Source organism: Bacillus sp. UNC41MFS5 (genome assembly GCF_000686805.1).
Genome location: NZ_JMLP01000016.1, coordinates 160,956 through 180,081, shown reverse-complemented (window position 1 = coordinate 180,081; position 19,126 = coordinate 160,956). Strand labels below are relative to the sequence as shown.

The window sequence follows — 19,126 nt, the reverse complement described above, 5'->3', positions numbered from 1 at the left end:
CAAGAGATGCGGCAACATATTGCATGATCATAGCACCAGATTGTAGTCCCGGTTCAGGGCTTAAAAATGGCGGTAAATCATTTAACTGTGGATTGATTAACCGTTCAATTCGTCTTTCAGATATATTTGCCATCTCCGCAACAGCAATTTTCATAAAATCCATTGCAAAAGCAATGGGCTGTCCATGGAAGTTACCACCGGAAATGACTTTTTCACCGTCATCAAAAATTAGTGGATTATCTGTTGCTGCATTCATCTCAATTTCTAATTTTTCTCTTACATAATCAAGTGCTTGCCACGTAGCGCCATGAACTTGCGGGATACAGCGGAGGGAATAAGCATCCTGCACTCTCAATTCCCCCTGTGTCGTTGTCAATAAACTATCGCTTAGGTAACCTCGGATTCGGGCTGCGGTATCAATTTGCTGTTGATAACCACGTGCAATATGAACCTCTTCAGCAAAGGCATCAATAATCCCTTGCAATCCTTCAATGGTCATAGAGGAAATTAACTCACTTTGGTATGCGAGTTGTTCTGCTTCTAGATAACCGACAACTCCCATTGCAGTCATTGCTTGGGTTCCATTGATAAGAGCAAGGCCTTCTTTTGCCTCAAGTGTTACTGGGAAAATTCCTTCTTGCTGTAGGGCTTCAAGTGAATCCATTCGATTTCCTTTATAAAATACTTCTCCTTCTCCGATTAACACTAACGCCAAGTGTGAAAGCGGTGCCAAATCTCCGCTCGCTCCAAGGGAACCTTGCTGAGGAATCACAGGGATAATATCCTTGTTTACTAAATCTAGTAACCTTTCAATAACAAGCGGCCTAATTCCTGAATAGCCCTTTAAAAGTGCGTTAGCGCGAAGAAGTACCATTGCTTTTGCGACAACCTCTGGGAACGGCTCACCTACGCCGCAAGCATGTGAACGAATTAAATTAAGCTGAAGATCTTGAACATGATCTTTATTAATAAGGACGTCACTAAATTTTCCAAACCCTGTTGTAATCCCATAGACTACTTTTGATTCTGAAACTATTCTTTCTACTGCTTCCCGACTCTTTCTAGCAGCCTCCATACTCATTTCTGAAGCGCTTACCTTCTGATGACCGAATAAAATTTCCTTCATTTGTTTCAATGTTAAATTTTGACCTGTTAATGTTATCATTAATCCCACTCCTCTATCACTTTAGTATAATAAAGAAAGAGGCTGGATTCCGATTCCTATTAGAATTGGAGTCCAGCCTCTTTTATAACCATTCTTGAATATTGAACTATTTTTTTTCGCAGCCTCATAGGTAATCATCCCTTTATTCATATTCTATAATCCTATTGCTATGATAATTATTCTATGTAATGTAACCTTATCTGTCAACTGATTTTTCAGAATTTTAACACAATAATACTTTAGCACAATAGCAAATGAAAGACTGTCACCCTAAATTAAATGTCGACTTCCATTTTCATGAATCTCTTTATCTAGTCGCGAGTAGTAATCTTCTTTGATAAAAACATTACCCCTCATTCAGACTCTCCCTTCCAAATTTGAGATTATCTAATGATTGGAGAACTTTCTAAATCGACAAATTTAGGGCGGTGACAGGCACCGTGTGGTAAAATGATGTGGTTATTAAAACCGTGAAGGGATTGGAAACAATGGCAGCAGAAAAAGGAGAGCGCATCCTGCAGGAGAGATATGGCACAACAAAGAGGGCTGCTGCTTTTTATAATAAGCAAATGCTCGATCATCTAAATGGTATGATGACAAAGTTTATCTCTGAGCAAAGTATGATGTTTATTTCAACCGCTGATTCTAGGGGCAGCTGTGATTCCTCGTTCCGGGCAGGATTACCAGGTTTCGTGAGAATTATTGATGAAAAAACCATCATATATCCGGAATATAAGGGAAATGGTGTGATGGCCAGTCTAGGAAACATCATAGAAAACCCTCAAATTGGCCTAATGTTTATCGATTTTTTTGAGCATTGCATTGGACTGCATGTAAATGGCAAAACTTCTATTATTGAAAACAGTCAATTACTCTCGTTAAACTTGTCAGAGAATATCTTGATGGACATACATGAAAAAGAAGGAAACAAAGCAGAACGGTGGGTCCTCATCGAAGTTGAAGAGGCCTATATTCATTGTTCAAAGCATATACCGAAGCTGCAACAATCGGATAAAGAAATACTTTGGGGAACAGATGACGAAAAACAAAAAAATGTAGACTTTTTTAAAGAAAAGTAAATAGCTTAATAAGATACAAAAAACCAAGGGGATCCCTTGGTTTTTTCTATTAAAGATTCTCAGTTTGATTGGCAGCCACAAACACAGAACTATGAATTCCGATTCAAAATTTTATTCACTACCATAAAAATCGCGATTCCCAAAAGAGCCCCCGAGCTATCGATGAATACATCCTTAACCTGCGGTCCCCTGCCCGGAACAAATAGTTGATGAATTTCATCCGATGCTGCATACAGGACGCAAATTCCCAAAGCTAGTAACGATTTCCTCCAACTTAACTTTTCACCTTTCCGCAGTGCGTTAAGCGTTAGTACAGCAAGTAGCAAGTAGGCAAAGAAATGAGCATTTTTTCTTACGATGTGATTGACTGTCTCAATGTTCAAATCCGCCCCTGGCTTGAATTTGTTCACTGTTTCGATCACTTTCTCAGTAACTCCCAAACTAAGAGAGTTAGACTGGGTAGCTGGTTGAGAAGACATGTTAAATATGAGAAACATCCAGAGAATTACCAACACCCAAGGCAAGAGGGTTTTAATCCTCTGATTAACCGATACCGTCTTTTCCATTCTAATTTGCACTTTTATGATTGCTCCTAAATGATTAATATAAAACCTATTCTATCATTTTTTAAAGTTATGTCCTATTAACACAGCACAATTCCCAGCCAATCCCAGCAGTCATTGATACACGCGAACCTTAATTCTTACCCATCCTTTTGTATTTAGGTTTATACCTGAAATTCACAAAATGGATGCTTATTCCTACTAGCAGCATCCCGATAATCAGTGGATATGTCACCTTTTCTCCTAAGAAAAGCACTCCGAGAATAACAGCAACAATAGGAACGAGAAACGTATAGGAGCCAACTTTGCTTGCCTTACCAGCATTGACAAGACTGTAGTAAAGGATGTAAGCCAATGGTATGCCAATGGTCGCACCGAAGCCGAGGCCAGATATGTAAAATCGATTCCATTCGATGGCAGACCAACTTTCGAACACTGATCCGATACTTATGAGGAAAATGCCGCCAATGATACATTGAAGCGCCACCATCCAAAACGAATCTACTTCTCTGCTTACTTTCTTAACGTAGATCACTCCGAACGCCCAACTTACAGCAGTTAGTAACCCGAGCGTAACTCCGATTGGTGATATATGGACTGTCAGACCATCCACACTAACGACCGCTATCCCTACAAATCCTAGCAGCAAACCGAGTATTTGGACTGGAGATAAATATTCACCCAGTAACAGCCAAGCGAAAAGGCCAAGTAAAATCGGTTGAAAATAGACAAGAACGGAAAACAATCCACCCGGTAAATAGAGCAATCCTGCCGTCTGAAGCCCGAAAAAAAGGATGGTGTTAAAGAAAGCCGCTATAAAGTACTTCTGCCAGTTTTTACGCCAATTTATCGCCTTCCGTGTCTTCCAAATAATAACTGTCAGCAAGATTCCTCCTAAAAGTGCACGCAGTCCTGCATAAAGCAATGGCGGTGAGTAGGGTACCGCTAATTTATTGATTGGCCAGCTCGCGCCCCAAATCAAAATGAGGACGAGAAGCGCAGCAGTCGATTTTGTAAACACCATCTACATCCCCTTTTCAACGACAAAAAGCACGTCGCAATTGTTACTGCAAAGTTCGAAGAGACGATGCACAAATGCATCGCCTCACTTTAGTAAGATAATTTGTACACCCTACTTTTAGAGTTACATTTCTATTTTACTATGAAATTATGATTACAACTACGTTTTATAACACACTCAATTCTTCATCTTTTATATCACTGATGAACATACAACCTGGTGCATGAGTAATCATAATCGAGGGCTTACTTTCCATCGCAACCGCTTGAGGAGTTACACCACAAGCCCAAAATACCGGAATCTCCCCTTGTTTAAATGGTACAGCATCTCCAAAATCAGGTTTTGAAATATCCATGATGCCAATTTGGCTAGGATCCCCAATATGGATTGGTGCACCGTGTACTGCTGGAAAACGTGACGTAATCTGAACGGCACGGATGGCATCCTCCGGTGTCATTGGCCGCATACTAACGACTGTCGGCCCCTCAAACATGCCTGCTTTTTTGCACTTAATATTCGTTTTGTACATCGGAACGTTACAGTTTTCCTCAATATGCCTGATTGGAATACCGCCCTCAAGGAGTGGTGTTTCAAATGTAAAGCTACAGCCTAACAAGAAACCAACCATATCGTCTTCCCAGTACTCAGTAATATCAGCGACTTCTTCTGTAAAAACACCGTCTCTATAAATACGATATTTCGGGATGTCTTTACGGATATCTGCACTTTTGGCTATCATACCAGGAACATAGGAGCCAGGCTCCGTCACGTCCAATAAAGGACATGGCTTCGGATTCCGCTGGCAAAAAAGCAAAAAGTCAAAGGCATGCTCTTTTTTTAAGATAACCAAGTTCGCTTGCGTATTCCCTTTTGACATTCCTGCCGTCGGTCCAGTAATCTCTTGCTTCCGAATCAACTCTCTTATTTCATGCGGCTCCAACGTTTCATATTTCCCCATATAGCTACCTCCCAAATTGGCTTTCTTATAAATTTACTTAAAAACCAATGGTAATTGTTCGATCAATGTCACTACACTTAAATAGCCCATGATCACCACAACAAAACCGCCCGTAATTGTCAACCATAGCGGATGCTTATACTCACCAACAATACTTTTCTTATATGCAGCAACTAATAATGTACCTAAACCTATTGGCAAAATAAGAGCATTTAATGCTCCAACTATAAGTAGGATTGTTACTGGTTTTCCTACAACGGCAAACGTGGCTGTTGAAATAACGATAAATGCAATAATGACCCAATTTTGGTATTTCTCAATGGCAGGATGAAACGTGCGGATAAATGAAACTGACGTATACGCGGCCCCTACAACAGATGTTACCGCAGCAGCCCACATGATTACACCAAACATACGATAACCGACGTCACCTGCAGCCAGTTGGAACACAGAAGCTGGCGGATTCGCTGGATCAATTGCTAGTCCTTTTGTTACAACCCCAAGAACAGCCAAGAATAATGCCACCCGCATAACTCCGGTAACGAGAATCCCTGTAACAGAGCTTTTCGTAACGGCTGGCAATGCTTCCACACCTTTGATTCCCGCATCTAATAGACGGTGTCCGCCTGCAAACGTAATATATCCCCCAACCGTTCCACCAACAAGCGTAACAATCGCGAACATGCTAATCTTTTCCGGCATTACCGTATTCACAATCGCCTCTCCAACCGGCGGTGATGTCGTGAATGCCACGTACAGCATGAGGAGGATCATTACTACCCCTGCAGCTTGCGCGAATTTGTCCATCGCTTTACCTGCTTCTTTCACAACAAAAATAAAGATTGCTAACAGCGCACTAATCACAGCACCTGTAACTGGATCCCAGCCAAGCATGGCATTCAGACCCAATCCAGCACCAGCTACGTTTCCGATATTAAATGCCAAACCGCCAATTACGATAAGTATGGCCAAAACAACTCCGAGTCCTGGGAACACTTTGTTGGCAATTTCTTGTCCACGCAACCCGGAAACGGCAATGATTCTCCAAATGTTCATTTGTGAAAAGATGTCTAATAATAATGATATTAAAATAACAAATGCAAAGCTTGCAGCTAATTGCTGTGTAAATACAGTCGTTTGTGTCAAAAATCCAGGTCCAATCGATGATGTGGCCATTAAAAAGGCGGCACCGAGTAAGACACTTCTACTTACCTTCTTTTTCCCCGCAACGTTGACATCTTTTTGTGTAACTTCAAATTTAGGATTTTCCATATTAAACCTCCAAGTTAGAGATTGCAGTTACAGTAATATTCTTCTTTTCTAACGTTTCGTTTATATATTTTGCAAAGGCTAGTGCATGTGCACCATCACCGTGAATACAAATGGTATCTGCACGCAGCGAAACTTCTGTTTTTTGCAAGGAAACTACTTTTCCTTCCGTCACCATTTTCACAATTTGCGCGACAGATTGTTCTTGATCTGTAATCATCGCATCCTTTTGTGATCGAGAAGTCAAAGACCCGTCCGCTTGATACGTGCGATCTGCAAATACTTCATGTGCCGTTCGTAAACCGATTTTCTCTCCTGCCTTTGTCAATTCACTGCCGGAAAGGCCGAATAATATCAATGAGGGGGATACATCATAAACCGCTTGTGCAATGGCTTCGGCAAGTTTAGGATCCTTGGCAGCCATATTGTACAAAGCGCCATGGGGTTTGACATGCTGCATTTTTTCATTGAACGTCATTAAAAACCCTTGCAATGCCCCAATTTGGTAGACGACCATGTCATATCCTTCTTGAGGTGTAATCGCCATTTCCCTTCGCCCGAAACCGTTTAAATCAGGCAAACCAGGATGGGCTCCAATTTTGACACCATGAGAAATGGCCATCTTCACCGTTTCTCTCATCACACTTGGATCTCCGCCATGAAAACCGCAAGCAATATTTGCAGATGTAACGTATTTCAATATTTCTTCTTGTTCTCCAAGCTTGTAGCGGCCAAAACTTTCCCCTAAATCACAATTCAAATCCACTTGAAACATATTTCTCCCCTCCATTGATAGCTCGTCTACTGATTGATAAGCGCTTTCACAAATTCCGTAATTCGGAACTTTGGTTTTGAAACTTAAACCAATTCTAGCATAAATATTTTCAGTTGAATATATTGTTTGCAAAATTATATGAAAATTGTAAATATCGTAATATTCTATATTTCTAGACTTGTATTTTAATTTGATTGTAAACTATAATGTTTGTAATATCCGTTTAACAGAACTTAATTACCGAAATTCGAAACCACAAGGAGCTGTTTATAATGGCCCATCAACAAAATCATGTGGACATAAGACCTTTAGGGGATTCTGCGCTAGTCATTCAGTTAGGCGATGGAATCAGCCCTGCCATCCATGAAAAAGTAAAAAATCTTTCCAACTTATTAGAAAAAGAGCCATTTACAGGATTGATTGAATCTGTGCCGTCTTATAATAGCTTGACAATTTATTACAATCCTGTTTCCGTCTATATGTCCAGCACAGTCAGAGAAGCATCAAGTCCTTATAAAAAAGTCAGCGCTATCATTTTAGCGTTACTAGATAAATTAGGAACAAGTGAAACGCCCGAACAGCGGCTATTAACAATTCCAGTCCTGTACGGGGGAGAGTTTGGTCCAGACTTGGAGTATGTAGCAAGTTATCACGGACTTTCTGTTGAAGAAGTAATTCAAATTCATTCGTCAAATGATTACTTAGTCTATATGATTGGCTTTGCACCAGGGTTTCCGTTCATGGGCGGAATGGACGAAAGAATTGCCACCCCACGAAAGGATTCACCTCGTCTTGCCATCGCGCCGGGATCTGTTGGAATTGCTGGTAAACAAACAGGCATCTACCCGCTGGAAACACCAGGAGGATGGCAAATTATCGGCCGAACTCCGCTTGATTTGTTTCTTCCGGAACTTTCACCGCCAACCATGTTACAGTCTGGAGATAGAATCCGCTATGTACCAATAACGCTTGAAGAGTATGCTGCCTATAAGGAGATGAAACAATGAGCATTAAAGTGCTTCATCCTGGATTATTGACTACGATTCAAGATTTAGGGAGATTCGGTTCACAAAAATTTGGAGTAATCGTCAGTGGAGCAATGGATCCTATTTCTCTTAGAGTTGCAAATTTACTGGTCGGAAATGGCGAGGGCGAAGGAGCACTTGAAATTACACTTTTTGGGACAACTCTCCAATTTGATACTGATGAGTTAGTTGCCATTACAGGAGGAGACCTGCAGCCCACGATTGACGGAGAAAAAGCACCCATGTGGCGGCCAGTTCTGATTCGCAAAGGATCTATTTTACAATTTAAATCCGCCATGAATGGGTGCAGGGCCTACGTGGCATTCGCTGGCGGAATAGAGGTTCCTAAAGTTATGGGAAGTAAAAGCACTTATCTCCGTGCGACTATTGGAGGACTTCAAGGCAGAGCATTACAAAAAGGGGATATATTTGAATGTGGAGACTTCAATCCACTCAGTCGGTCATTCGTTCATCAGCTAGAAAGAATGACTACTCATTTTAAATGGTCTGTCAACTATACAGAATTTATGACATTCAATAAAACACAAACGATTAGGGTTTTACATGGTGCTGAGTTCGAGCGTTTCGATAAGGCCAGTCAACAAGCGTTTTTTTCAAAGCGCTATAGATTAACAACTCAAGCTGATCGGATGGGCTATCGGTTGGAAGGCGAATCACTCAGCTTATCAGAGAAATTTGAGTTATTATCAGAAGGGGTCACGTACGGTACCATTCAAGTCCCTTCAAACGGACAACCCATTATTTTAATGGTTGATCGACAAACGACAGGAGGATATCCAAAAATCGGTCAAGTCATTTCCACTGATCTACCTTGTTTAGCACAGATGCAGCCAAACGCTAACATTCAGTTCGAGGAAGTTTCGCTTGAGCAAGCAGAATTAGAATTAATAAAGCAAGAGCAGATGCTACGTAAAATATCGATGAGCATTCATTTTAATGCACTTCTTAAATGAGAGGAAGCCATCCTGAAGAAACGGGGCAGTCTCTACATCCAAAACCATTGATGTAGAGACCGCCCCGTTCTTATTATTTTGTATAGCCTAAACGCATTGAAATTTCCTCAGCTACTTTTTTTACTTTCTTTGCATAGTTCTCAATGTTTTCACCCTGATAATTTGCTTCGATACCTGCGATACTTATGCCCGCAACAACTTCTCCTTTGTGATTAAAAATCGGAGCGGCAATGGCAGATGTATGGTTTTCCAATTCCGAATGGCTGATTGTAAATCCATCTATTCTCGCCTGTTTTATCGTTTCATAAATTTTATCTTTGTCAGTAATTGTACCAATTGCAAACGATTTGGGCTCAATTGATTCGAGGTATGCCTGCACTTCCGAATCAGGCAAAAAGGACAAGATTGCACGTGGACAGGCACCAGCATAAAGCGGGCTTTTCCTTCCTATCGCAGTATACAGTCGAACCTTTTGTTTTGTGTCAATTTTCTCGATATAGATCGCTTCATTTCCATCTCTAACAATCAAGTTAATGGCTTCCTTCACATCATTATGCAATTCATTCATAAACGGATAAGCAATCTTACGTAAATCAATCCTGCCCAAAACCAAATGACCAAATTTGAGAAACAAGAGTCCAAGTCGGTATTTCGAATCAATCCCTTTTTCCAAGAATTCCATTTCCTCTAACGACCTGAGCATTCGATAGACGGAAGTTTTCGGAATCCCCGATAGATTAATAATTTCTTGGAAGGATAATTCGGTATGCTCTATAAATAGATTTAATATATCCAGCGAACGGACAACCGTTTTGTTTTTATTGTTCATTAATTGTAGTCTCCTTCCCATTCACCATTTCGCATTTCGAATCGTAGTTGCTCATGCGATAAACTTTCTATGTATTTATTAAGCTTTTCTTCCATTCAACTTTAATATACTCCTAACGGCTTCTATACAAAAATAATACTACAAATACCGATATTCCTGAAATCCTTGAACAATTTTGCCTGAATAATTTATCCCTTTTTTTCCCATATTGAATTTTCTTATAAGTAAGTATAATTTTTTTCAATTTTAATAATTCTGATAATTGTATTATCCTTATCCGTAAAGCATCGATAATTCTTTAGATTAAAACACAACACACAGGAATAATTTTATTATCAATAAATAATGGGAGAGAAAAATTTATGTCACTTTTACATGAAGAAGCATTAAAGATACACAAGGAAAATCAAGGAAAACTTGGCGTCCAGTCAAAGGTCCCTCTACGCGATGCAAAGGATTTAAGCCTTGCTTATTCTCCGGGTGTGGCTGAGCCGTGTCTTGAAATTTATAAAGATGCAAACAAAGTATATGACTATACAGTAAAAGGTAACCTCGTTGCCGTTGTCTCAGATGGAACAGCTGTATTAGGGCTTGGAAATATCGGACCGAAAGCTGCTATGCCCGTTATGGAGGGGAAAGCTCTATTGTTTAAATCCTTTGCTGATGTTGATGCCTTCCCTATTTGTCTTGATACAACTGATCCGGACAAAATCGTCGAGGTAGTTAAACTATTGTCACCTACATTTGGCGGAGTGAATTTGGAAGATATTTCAGCTCCTCAATGCTTTGATATTGAGGCTCGGTTACAGAAAGAGTGTGATATTCCCGTTTTCCATGATGACCAACATGGCACTGCAATTGTAACAGTTGCCGGGTTAATCAACGCACTGAAATTGGCTGACAAAAGAATTGATGAAATTCGTGTGGTGGTAAACGGTTCGGGGGCTGCAGGTGTCGCCATTGTAAAGCTATTGGTTCATATGGGGGTAAAGGACGTAATTTTATGTGATACAAAAGGGATCATTTATAGTGGCCGCCCACTAGGAATGAATCCATTTAAAGAGGAAATGGCTTACATAACAAATAAACAGCAGCTGCAAGGAACATTAGGCGATGCACTTGTGGGAGCAGATGTGTTTATTGGGGTATCAGCTGCAGGTGCCTTAACAAAAGAAATGGTTCGTTCTATGAATGAAAATTCAATTATTTTTGCAATGGCCAATCCGGTGCCTGAAATTTTTCCGGAAGAGGCAAAGGAAGCAGGAGGACTTGTAGTCGGGACTGGGCGTTCCGATTTTCCTAATCAAGTCAACAATGTACTCGCATTTCCGGGTATTTTCCGTGGAACTTTGGATGTGAGAGCGAAAGAAATAAATGAAGAAATGAAACTGGCCGCCGTGTATGCAATTGCCGAATTAATTGCAGATGAAGAACTTCATCCTAATTATGTAATTCCGGACCCTTTTGATTCAAGAGTAGCGGCTTATGTAGCGTCAGCCGTGGCTAATGCCGCAATGGTAACCGGCGTTGCCCAAACGTTTGTTAATACAAACGAAATCAAAGAGCGTTTGTTGGGATTAAGGGAAGAACAACAACCTGTCTTAGCTTAAATTCAAATCAAAACGTTTAACGAAAATATACTATTTTTGGACTTGTTGGGGCTTGGGCGACTTATGTTGGAATGGCAAAACTAAAAAGTACATCAGGTGGATTGATCCTTTGCGCTTGACTTCTTTTCCAACGCCCCAATAATTCCGTTACTCGGTGGTTTAGTAATTTCCATAGTAACATAACTGTCTAGGAGTGAAATCCAGAATCTTTATTAATAGAAGAAGAAAAGCTTAGAGAATGAATTTTTCAATGAAAATTCTCGGAGCGTTTGCAATATAGATCTAAATGTTTAGATAAGTAGGGGGAATTTGATGGAAGCAAAATTTTGTAAAGAGTCCAGAGTTATACGAACAAGTCGTGTATTTCCAAATGACGTAAACAATCACAATACATTATTTGGGGGACGATTAATGAGTGATGTGGACCAGGTAGCGTCAATTTCCGCAGCTCGTCATAGTCGCACAGAATGTGTAACTGCCTCAACCGATTCAGTAGACTTTTTATGTCCCATTCATACATCAGATTCGGTTTGTTTTGAATCCTATGTGACATGGACAGGTACATCATCCATGGAGGTTTTTGTAAAGATTATTGCTGAAGATTTAAAAAGTGGTGAACGTAGAATTGCAGCTACTGCTCTATTAACGTTTGTTGCACTTGACCAGCATAAACGTCCAGCACATGTTCCACAGGTCATTCCTGAAACTGAAGAAGAGAAAAAATTGCATGAATCCGCACCGGATAGAGCAATAATGCGCAAGGATCGAAAACAAAAGAGCAAAGCATTAGCTGCATTCTTAACACACTAATTATAGATTATTAACTTAGAGACATAGCAACGTTTAAAAAAATGGAACCTCATGAATCTGGAATAAGTCTCATGACACAGTCAACGAGGGGGATAAATATGAAGTTCGATTTCTATGAAAAATCTGAGCAGGAGCAAGGGAATGGCCTTCATCATGTGATGAAGGCCATTATTTGCGCAAAAAACTAGCAGCACCGTCCCCTTGAACTATGCCTTATAAATTAAAACGTAATCACCTGGTCCAATGAGCGCCACCCCAAGGACTACAGCGATCAAAATAAAGTTATATTCATAACCGCCTTCAGTCAGCCAAAAGCCATTCTTGCCATGGACGGTGAAGATGGCATCAATCATAACGATTGTGATAAGTATTGCACCTAGCCAGGTGCAATGGCCCGCTGAAAACAGCAGTCCGCCAGCCAATTCGAATAATCCTGCTAAAATCGCCCATGTCTTGCCGCCTGTCTTGATTCCAATCGACCCTAAATATTCACCAAACTTGACCACCCCTGGACCGCCAAACCAGCCGAATAATTTTTGGCATCCATGCCCCACGAACGTCATTCCAACAGCCAATCGAATAATCAAGAGCCCTAAATTAATCATTCCTACCCCTTCTTTCAAAGACGATAGCCCAACATTATTAAAGCCGGACAACTAAATATCCCATTTAACTTACTACTTTTTACTGTTGATTTACTCGGGACCGTTTGATAAAGAACGATAGAACTAATGCTACAAATGCGATTCCGGTTGCAACAATAAAGGCATCATTAATCCCTTCAATCGTAGCTTGCTGCATGGTTTGACCGTAAATTAAATAGGTGGAAAGCTCTTTTCCGGCTGCAGCCGGCAAGTTCGTGAAAGATGACAGACCTTGAGCAAGCTGGGATAAACTGCTGGTTATAAAAGAATTGGAACTTGAGATTGCATCCCCATACCCACTATAATGGAACCCTTGTCTTGTCGTCATGACTGTAACTAGGAAGGCGGTCCCTATACTTCCTGCTACCTGCCTGGCTGTATTGGAGGCAGCCGTCCCATGAGCGCCAAGGTGACGTGGTAACTGATTCAATCCTTCTGTCATGACGGTCATCATGATGAAGGACATTCCAAACATCCGCATCACGTATAAAAACAGAATATGGCCATAACTGGTTGTCATACTCAGACTGGTAAATCCCCATGTGGTAAGTACAGTAATCGCTAATCCAGTAACGGCTAGCCATCTTGCCCCGATTTTATCAAAAAGGGCTCCTGAGATAGGGGACATAATGCCCATCACGATGGCACCTGGAAGCATCAACAGACCTGATTGTAATGCTGTATACCCTCGAATGTTTTGCAAATAAATCGGAAGTAAGATCATGGCGCCGAACATAGCCATGTTAACAATCATACTGATAACCGTTGTTAAGGCGAAAATATCATATTTAAAGACCCGTAAATCAAGCATTGGCTTTTCTGCCGTCAGTTCGCGCCAAACAAAACAGATTAAAGAAATAATTCCTATGATTAAGGAAATAACCACTGTTTTACTGGACCAGCCATCATTGCCTGCTTCACTGAATCCGTATAACAAGAACCCGAAACCTAGGGTTGAAAATAAAAATCCTGAGAAATCAAATTTAGGATTTGTTACTTTAGTAACGTCCTTCATCCACATGAAGCTAAGAATTAAATCAAGTACTCCGATTGGGATAACAATATCGAACAATAACCGCCATGAAAAATGGCCAATGAGCCACCCGGATAATGTTGGTCCAATCGCAGGAGCGAATATCATGACAATCCCCATAATCCCCATGGCCTTGCCGCGTTTTTCCGGAGGGAATAAGGCAAAAAATACCGTCATTAAGAGGGGCATAATAATACCTGCACCGCAAGCCTGGATGACCCTTCCAATCATGAGCATACTAAAGTTTGCTGACACTGAACAAACTACCGAACCCAATGTAAATAAAAAAATGGCGCTAATGAACAGTTTTCTTGTTCCAAACTTCTCTATTAAAAAGGCCGTTATAGGAATCGCAATTCCGTTTACTAACATATATCCTGTGGAGAGCCATTGTACGGTATTGGCTGAAATCCCCAAATCATTCATAATATGCGGAATGGCCACATTCAGTAAGGTTTGATTAAGAATGGCAACAAACGCACCAAGCATTAAAGCCACAAGAATTTTTCCGTTTCCTGAATCTTTTTCAGCATCGGAAGCAGATGGTTCTTTCTGACTTTTCATGCTTTCTTTCGGCTGAATATTCGGCTGAATATCCTCCTGAGCATATTCCAATTCTGCTTCCATATTAGCGGAATCTTTCAACACTTCGTGCGAGGATATATCCTCAGCCTTTATGTCCTTGATTTCAATCTGAGGTATATTTTGCTTAATCTCCTCATCATTAGTCTCAGTGAAAGCAGCCTTATCGATTACCTCTCCATTCCTCTTTTCTGTTTGTGCTCTACGCAACTTCTTTTTATTGATGATATTAAAATTTATTAAAAGCAGCAGCAAAAGGCCTAAGACAACATAAACAGTGATATAAATTAACATGTTATCACCTACTTATGAATCCGTACTGTTACGTTCATACCGGGAACGATGGCTACACCTTTATTATCATCAATAGTAATTTTTACTGGAATCACTTGAGTCACTTTGGTATAGTTCCCTGTATTATTCGAACTTGGTAACAGAGAAAATGTTCCAGCCGTCGCTAAACCGATTTGCTGTACTTTTCCTTTTAAAGTGTTATTTTGAAAAGCATCCACATAGATATCGACATCCTGCCCGATTGTCACTTCATCAATTTTGGTTTCCTCAATATTTGCTGTAACCCAAAGATTATTAAAATCATATTCTTTCGCTAATGGTGTTCCAACAGCCACAAATGAATTTTGGACTCCACTGCTTTGAACAATCGTTCCATCAGTCGGCATCGTCACCTTCATGTCTATAGGTTTTCCATTTTCATCTGTTGTTGTGATGGTCCCAACTTTAGAATCCTTTGAAAAATGATCACCGAGATTGCCTTTCCAATCAGTCAATTTTCCATTGGCCGGAGCCGCAATCGTTACTTGTTGTCCTGCTATTTGGGCATTATCCGTTGATAAATAATTTACTGCTCCATTATAGTAGGCATATCCTCCAACACCACCACCCACTAATATAAGCAGTATAATTATGTTCAATAATAGCAATTTTTTAGTGCTCATTCATTTTTCCTCCCTAAATGGATGAATAGGTTAAAGAATCCGGTTTAGTGATCTCCATATCATTTATTTGTCCGCCTATGACACTCTCCCTTCTTTTGCCCATGTATAGGGCAAAGCACTTTCAGGAATAAATTATAAAGAGTGAATCCTTATGCGTCAATAAACAATATGACATATTGTCATGTGGAATATTGACATATTTATATAGGTAAATTATCATGAATATAAATATTTTATGACACATTATCATATGATAAAAGGAGTTAATAGATGCCTAAGCAAACCTTTTTTAATTTATCAAAAGAAAAACAAAAATTATTAATAGATGCTGCTAAGAAGGAGTTTTCGAGGGTTCCTTTATATGAAGCGTCGATTTCGAATATTATCAAGGATGCCAATATCCCCAGGGGAAGCTTTTATCAATATTTTGACGGTTTAGAAGATATATTCTACTTTTTACTGCATGAGCATTCTCAAAGGAATTTCGAGCGGCTGATTTCCATCATGAAAATGAACAATGGAGATATATTTGCAACCATAGTTGATTGGTTTAAAGGCATTCTCATTATGTTTGAAGAACCAGAAAATCGGCAATATTTTAAAAATGCCTTTTTAAATATGAATTATAAAGTCGAAAAGGCATTTACCCAGAATATGTATGAGGAAAAAAGAAAAAGCAGATTCTTTGAAATTATTACCAATATAGACACCGTAAATTTAAACGTAACGAATGAGGAAGAAATTTACCACATCTTCAAAATAATGATGGCTGTGTCGTTTCAAAATCTGGTCCATGCTTTCGCGAAGGAGCTACAGATTAATGATGTTATGAAAACCTTTTTGTTGGAGATTGAATTACTTAAAAAAGGTTTTTATAAGGAACCTAAATAAACTTGAGATAAATGAACAAAATTTTAGTGTTTAGGATGGAGAATGATGCAAGCTTATGAGATAATGATCAATCCCGTGATAAAAGTAATGGAAACGGACACAGTTCGTTATGTAATCGACAAATTCATTGAAAATCGTATCAGTGGACTCCCAGTAGTCAACGAAAGAAATGAAATTGTGGGCTATATTAGTGATGGGGATATCATGCGGTATATCGGCAAGCATCAGTATCGATTCGTTGATTCCCTCCAATTCGTTTCCGTTATCGATAGTGATCATGAAGATTTTGAGCAAAAAATCCAAAAGTTGCTAGAATTAAATGTAATGAGCATTGCCAAAAGAAAGGTTTACAAAGTGTCTTGGAATGAAGACATAGAAACTATCGCTTCAATTTTAGGAAAAAAACAAATAAAAAAACTACCTGTTGAGCGGAATGGAGTATTAGTTGGAATCATTAGCCGAGGCGATGTCATTAGGCATTCCTTTAGAACAGTTCTTTAACATATCAAATGGAGAAAGGCTGCAGACAATCTGCAGTCCTTTTTTATGCAATACCAATATACAGAATCTATACATAATCTTTACATTAAATTATGAATGTAGGAACAAACACCAAATATAATTAAGAGGAATTACATATATCCAAAATGGTTTTATCAATATTCTTTGGATAATAGCACCGTATAAATATTAGTATCAATTGTACATTTGTTTCGAACCAAAAAATCCGTTCTATAGCTGTGAGTATGTCAAGCAATTTAAAGGAGTGATTGTATGGATACGAGTTCTCACATCATTATGGGTTTAGGATTAGCTGCCCTTGCTCAAATTGATCCAGTTGTCGCTAATCATTCTGCCCTGTCACAAGCCGTTATGTTCGGTACAGTAATTGGTTCGAATGCCCCTGATTCTGACTTCATCTATCGAATGAAAGGAAAGGGCAGCTATATTCGGAATCACCGTGCCTTGTCTCATTCCTTTCTGGCATTGCCTCTATGGAGCATCGCCGTTTCAGGTATTATATATTCTTTTTTTCCGGCGGCATCTTTTCTCCATTTATTTTTATGGACATTCATAGCTGTTATTCTACATGTATTTTTTGATCTATTTAATGTACATGGAACTCAAGTTTTACTTCCCTTTTCAAAAAAATGGATTGCGTTTGACTCGCTCCCATTAATAGACCCTATTATTCTATTCGTGCATTTGTTGGGTTTTTTCCTTCTACCATTTTTCCAAATGGGTAAAGTGTTTTTCATCATATATATTTTTATTTTTCTTTACATTACTGTCCGGACTCTATCGACAGTGGTAACAAAGAGAACTTTGCATCTCCATTTTCACAATTCAATCCGAATTAAATTGATCCCACGTATTTTCTTGTTTCATTGGGACGTAATCATTGAGACTAAAGAGGATTTTTTATTTGGCGTTTTCTCAAAAGGCAGACTAATGGTCGATCATTCTCTTTTAAAGAAAACAGATTTTCCTGAACTAGTTTCTGACAGTAAAAGCCACCCTTTTGTTTCTGATTTTCTTTCTAGTACCCATTATGCTTATCCATTTGTTCAAATAAGAAAAAATGGCTATTTAATCTATTGGAAGGACCTTCGTTTTCGTACCAATAAGTTTTTTCCCAATCTCGCCATCATCGCTGTATCGTCCGATTACAAGATTAAGAATTGTTTTATCGGTAAATTACACTCCTTAAAACAATACAAGCAGGTAATAAGACAATTGAAAAATACTGCAATCTTAAAAAAGGGCTGATTTTATGGAAAAGAAATTACTGATTATTTCTTCTGATATTACAGGGCACGGGCATAAAAGTATCACAGAATCTCTGTGTGAGAAAGTCCAAACTGATAATGAAGTAAAAATTTTTGTAGTAGATGGATTTTCTCTTGGTAAACGATTGCTTTTAAAAATCGGCCAATCTTACGGTCCCATCACAAGAAATTCGGAGAGTCTTTGGAAAATGATTTGGAAACTATCTGCCTTGAAACCCCACTTAGTAGACCATTTTATTGAATTATTGATAAGGGATAACTTTTTAAAATTACTGGAAGAAGTGAAACCAGATATGATTTTATCTGTTCATCCCAATTTTAATGGCTCCATCTTAAACATTTTAGAAAAGCAAAATATCCATATCCCTTTCGTTACTCTAATTGCCGATCTTGTAAACATTTTTCCTCTTTGGGCAGACAAGAGGGCCAATTACATTATTAGCCCTACTTTCGAAGCCCAAAATAAGTGTATTGAATTTGGGATTCCAGATGAGAAAATAAAGGTTTCCGGTTTTCCAGTCCGATCCCGATTTTTCCCTAAGAGCAATAATCAACGAAAATTTTATAATACGGGGCAATCTTTATCTTGCTTGATCATGAGTGGTGGTGAAGGTGTAGGAAATATGAAGAAAATAGCTGAAAATCTACTGAATCATTTTGATTGTAAAGTCAAAATAGTAGCTGGAAAAAATGTAAATCTTAAAGCCAAGCTGGAAATGTCCCTAAAGGCCAAATATGGTGATCGAGTAGAGATTTTTGGTTTCACCCAAAATATCCAAGATTTAATGTTAACTTCTGATATTGCCTTTACCAGAGGCAGTCCCAATGTCATGTTTGAGGCAATAGCTACCAATACACCGCTAATCATTACTGGGGCTTTGCCAGGTCAGGAAGAGGATAATCCAACTTTTGCCGAGAATTTCAATTTGGGAGTGGTATGCAAAAACCCAAAGGAAATTAAGTACACAATAACCGATTTGCTCGAAAATAATGGCGAAAAACTAAATGAAATGATAATCAGTCAACGGAATTTTATAAATATAAATGCAGCAAAGGACATTCTGCAATTCATTCTAAAGGTTGGAGATCCTTACTTTGAAGAGGCAAAAGAAAAACTTTCTTAAATGGCATTTATAGGAATGAGCTAACTTT

19 protein-coding genes are annotated in these 19,126 nt (G+C 39.1%); 9 read left to right on the top strand and 10 right to left on the bottom strand.

Features of this window, described 5'->3' with window-relative positions:
* A partial coding sequence (gene hutH, locus BR30_RS0109710) for a histidine ammonia-lyase (RefSeq protein WP_026564866.1) occupies window positions 1–1,165 on the bottom strand: 1,165 nt, incomplete at its 3' end.
* A 455-nt stretch (window positions 1,166–1,620) separates the two neighbouring features.
* Here hutH and BR30_RS0109700 point away from each other — a divergent pair.
* The gene (locus tag BR30_RS0109700) at window positions 1,621–2,244 is read left to right on the top strand and encodes a pyridoxamine 5'-phosphate oxidase family protein (protein WP_231507664.1); all 624 of its coding nucleotides are present in this window, start codon (window positions 1,621–1,623) and stop codon (window positions 2,242–2,244) included.
* Between the two features lie 89 nt (window positions 2,245–2,333).
* On the opposite strand, the gene BR30_RS0109695 is transcribed toward BR30_RS0109700, so the two are convergent.
* The 5 genes from BR30_RS0109695 to BR30_RS0109675 all read right to left on the bottom strand — a co-directional run bounded on the left by BR30_RS0109695 (window position 2,334) and on the right by BR30_RS0109675 (window position 6,830).
* On the bottom strand, window positions 2,334–2,822 hold the full coding sequence (locus BR30_RS0109695; protein WP_231507663.1) for a VanZ family protein: 489 nt from the start codon (window positions 2,820–2,822) through the stop codon (window positions 2,334–2,336).
* 118 nt (window positions 2,823–2,940) lie between these two features.
* A complete protein-coding gene (locus tag BR30_RS0109690) occupies window positions 2,941–3,831 on the bottom strand; it encodes a DMT family transporter (RefSeq protein WP_081825393.1) in 891 nt (296 codons plus the stop codon).
* A gap of 163 nt (window positions 3,832–3,994) precedes the next feature.
* Window positions 3,995–4,786 carry a putative hydro-lyase gene (locus tag BR30_RS0109685; protein WP_026564862.1) on the bottom strand — a complete coding sequence of 264 codons (792 nt, stop codon included), beginning with the start codon at window positions 4,784–4,786 and terminating at the stop codon, window positions 3,995–3,997.
* 33 nt (window positions 4,787–4,819) lie between these two features.
* Window positions 4,820–6,058 (bottom strand): NRAMP family divalent metal transporter, encoded by a 1,239-nt coding sequence (locus BR30_RS0109680; RefSeq protein WP_026564861.1) that lies wholly within the window; start codon window positions 6,056–6,058, stop codon window positions 4,820–4,822.
* A gap of 1 nt (window position 6,059) precedes the next feature.
* The gene (locus BR30_RS0109675; RefSeq protein ID WP_026564860.1) at window positions 6,060–6,830 is read right to left on the bottom strand and encodes a LamB/YcsF family protein; all 771 of its coding nucleotides are present in this window, start codon (window positions 6,828–6,830) and stop codon (window positions 6,060–6,062) included.
* A 272-nt stretch (window positions 6,831–7,102) separates the two neighbouring features.
* Here BR30_RS0109675 and pxpB point away from each other — a divergent pair, with 272 nt between their 5' ends.
* Complete coding sequence (gene pxpB / locus BR30_RS0109670) at window positions 7,103–7,837, top strand: 5-oxoprolinase subunit PxpB (protein WP_026564859.1); 735 nt, start codon at window positions 7,103–7,105, stop codon at window positions 7,835–7,837.
* Entirely contained in the window at window positions 7,834–8,829 is a 996-nt protein-coding gene (locus BR30_RS0109665) for a 5-oxoprolinase subunit C family protein (protein WP_026564858.1), read from the top strand. The genes pxpB and BR30_RS0109665 overlap by 4 nt, the downstream gene beginning before the upstream one ends.
* A gap of 73 nt (window positions 8,830–8,902) precedes the next feature.
* Here the strand turns inward: BR30_RS0109665 and BR30_RS0109660 are convergent, their stop codons facing one another.
* Window positions 8,903–9,658, bottom strand: coding sequence for an IclR family transcriptional regulator (locus tag BR30_RS0109660; protein WP_026564857.1), 756 nt, complete (start codon window positions 9,656–9,658; stop codon window positions 8,903–8,905).
* Between the two features lie 362 nt (window positions 9,659–10,020).
* Between BR30_RS0109660 and BR30_RS0109650 the strand changes: the two genes are divergently transcribed.
* Window positions 10,021–11,268, top strand: a complete 1,248-nt coding sequence (locus tag BR30_RS0109650) for an NADP-dependent malic enzyme (RefSeq protein WP_026564856.1) — start codon at window positions 10,021–10,023, stop codon at window positions 11,266–11,268.
* Between the two features lie 312 nt (window positions 11,269–11,580).
* Window positions 11,581–12,078: an acyl-CoA thioesterase gene (locus BR30_RS0109645; protein ID WP_026564855.1), complete on the top strand. Its 498-nt coding sequence runs from the start codon at window positions 11,581–11,583 to the stop codon at window positions 12,076–12,078.
* Window positions 12,079–12,284: 206 nt separating this feature from the next.
* On the opposite strand, the gene BR30_RS0109635 is transcribed toward BR30_RS0109645, so the two are convergent.
* The 3 genes from BR30_RS0109635 to BR30_RS0109625 form a co-directional block, all read right to left on the bottom strand.
* Window positions 12,285–12,683 carry a DoxX family protein gene (locus tag BR30_RS0109635; RefSeq protein WP_026564854.1) on the bottom strand — a complete coding sequence of 133 codons (399 nt, stop codon included), beginning with the start codon at window positions 12,681–12,683 and terminating at the stop codon, window positions 12,285–12,287.
* 79 nt (window positions 12,684–12,762) lie between these two features.
* Window positions 12,763–14,319: a DHA2 family efflux MFS transporter permease subunit gene (locus tag BR30_RS32970; protein ID WP_051633541.1), complete on the bottom strand. Its 1,557-nt coding sequence runs from the start codon at window positions 14,317–14,319 to the stop codon at window positions 12,763–12,765.
* A gap of 320 nt (window positions 14,320–14,639) precedes the next feature.
* Window positions 14,640–15,293, bottom strand: coding sequence for an HlyD family secretion protein (locus tag BR30_RS0109625; RefSeq protein ID WP_026564852.1), 654 nt, complete (start codon window positions 15,291–15,293; stop codon window positions 14,640–14,642).
* A 270-nt stretch (window positions 15,294–15,563) separates the two neighbouring features.
* Here BR30_RS0109625 and BR30_RS0109620 point away from each other — a divergent pair, with 270 nt between their 5' ends.
* The 4 genes from BR30_RS0109620 to BR30_RS0109605 all read left to right on the top strand — a co-directional run bounded on the left by BR30_RS0109620 (window position 15,564) and on the right by BR30_RS0109605 (window position 19,098).
* The gene (locus BR30_RS0109620) at window positions 15,564–16,184 is read left to right on the top strand and encodes a TetR/AcrR family transcriptional regulator (RefSeq protein WP_026564851.1); all 621 of its coding nucleotides are present in this window, start codon (window positions 15,564–15,566) and stop codon (window positions 16,182–16,184) included.
* A gap of 45 nt (window positions 16,185–16,229) precedes the next feature.
* Window positions 16,230–16,685, top strand: coding sequence for a CBS domain-containing protein (locus BR30_RS0109615; RefSeq protein WP_026564850.1), 456 nt, complete (start codon window positions 16,230–16,232; stop codon window positions 16,683–16,685).
* Between the two features lie 273 nt (window positions 16,686–16,958).
* On the top strand, window positions 16,959–17,954 hold the full coding sequence (locus BR30_RS35170; protein ID WP_051633537.1) for a metal-dependent hydrolase: 996 nt from the start codon (window positions 16,959–16,961) through the stop codon (window positions 17,952–17,954).
* A 4-nt stretch (window positions 17,955–17,958) separates the two neighbouring features.
* Window positions 17,959–19,098: an MGDG synthase family glycosyltransferase gene (locus BR30_RS0109605; RefSeq protein WP_026564849.1), complete on the top strand. Its 1,140-nt coding sequence runs from the start codon at window positions 17,959–17,961 to the stop codon at window positions 19,096–19,098.
* Window positions 19,099–19,126: the final 28 nt, after the last annotated feature.

Coding starts and splice junctions, on each gene's coding strand:
- BR30_RS0109690 (WP_081825393.1), bottom strand. CDS start 3,831: ATGGTGTTTACAAAATCGACTGCTGCGCTTCTCGTCCTCATTTTGATT.
- BR30_RS0109685 (WP_026564862.1), bottom strand. CDS start 4,786: ATGGGGAAATATGAAACGTTGGAGCCGCATGAAATAAGAGAGTTGATT.
- BR30_RS0109680 (WP_026564861.1), bottom strand. CDS start 6,058: ATGGAAAATCCTAAATTTGAAGTTACACAAAAAGATGTCAACGTTGCG.
- BR30_RS0109675 (WP_026564860.1), bottom strand. CDS start 6,830: ATGTTTCAAGTGGATTTGAATTGTGATTTAGGGGAAAGTTTTGGCCGC.
- pxpB (WP_026564859.1), top strand. CDS start 7,103: ATGGCCCATCAACAAAATCATGTGGACATAAGACCTTTAGGGGATTCT.
- BR30_RS0109665 (WP_026564858.1), top strand. CDS start 7,834: ATGAGCATTAAAGTGCTTCATCCTGGATTATTGACTACGATTCAAGAT.
- BR30_RS0109660 (WP_026564857.1), bottom strand. CDS start 9,658: ATGAACAATAAAAACAAAACGGTTGTCCGTTCGCTGGATATATTAAAT.
- BR30_RS0109650 (WP_026564856.1), top strand. CDS start 10,021: ATGTCACTTTTACATGAAGAAGCATTAAAGATACACAAGGAAAATCAA.
- BR30_RS0109645 (WP_026564855.1), top strand. CDS start 11,581: ATGGAAGCAAAATTTTGTAAAGAGTCCAGAGTTATACGAACAAGTCGT.
- BR30_RS0109635 (WP_026564854.1), bottom strand. CDS start 12,683: ATGATTAATTTAGGGCTCTTGATTATTCGATTGGCTGTTGGAATGACG.
- BR30_RS32970 (WP_051633541.1), bottom strand. CDS start 14,319: ATGAAAAGTCAGAAAGAACCATCTGCTTCCGATGCTGAAAAAGATTCA.
- BR30_RS0109625 (WP_026564852.1), bottom strand. CDS start 15,293: ATGAGCACTAAAAAATTGCTATTATTGAACATAATTATACTGCTTATA.
- BR30_RS0109620 (WP_026564851.1), top strand. CDS start 15,564: ATGCCTAAGCAAACCTTTTTTAATTTATCAAAAGAAAAACAAAAATTA.
- BR30_RS0109615 (WP_026564850.1), top strand. CDS start 16,230: ATGCAAGCTTATGAGATAATGATCAATCCCGTGATAAAAGTAATGGAA.
- BR30_RS35170 (WP_051633537.1), top strand. CDS start 16,959: ATGGATACGAGTTCTCACATCATTATGGGTTTAGGATTAGCTGCCCTT.
- BR30_RS0109605 (WP_026564849.1), top strand. CDS start 17,959: ATGGAAAAGAAATTACTGATTATTTCTTCTGATATTACAGGGCACGGG.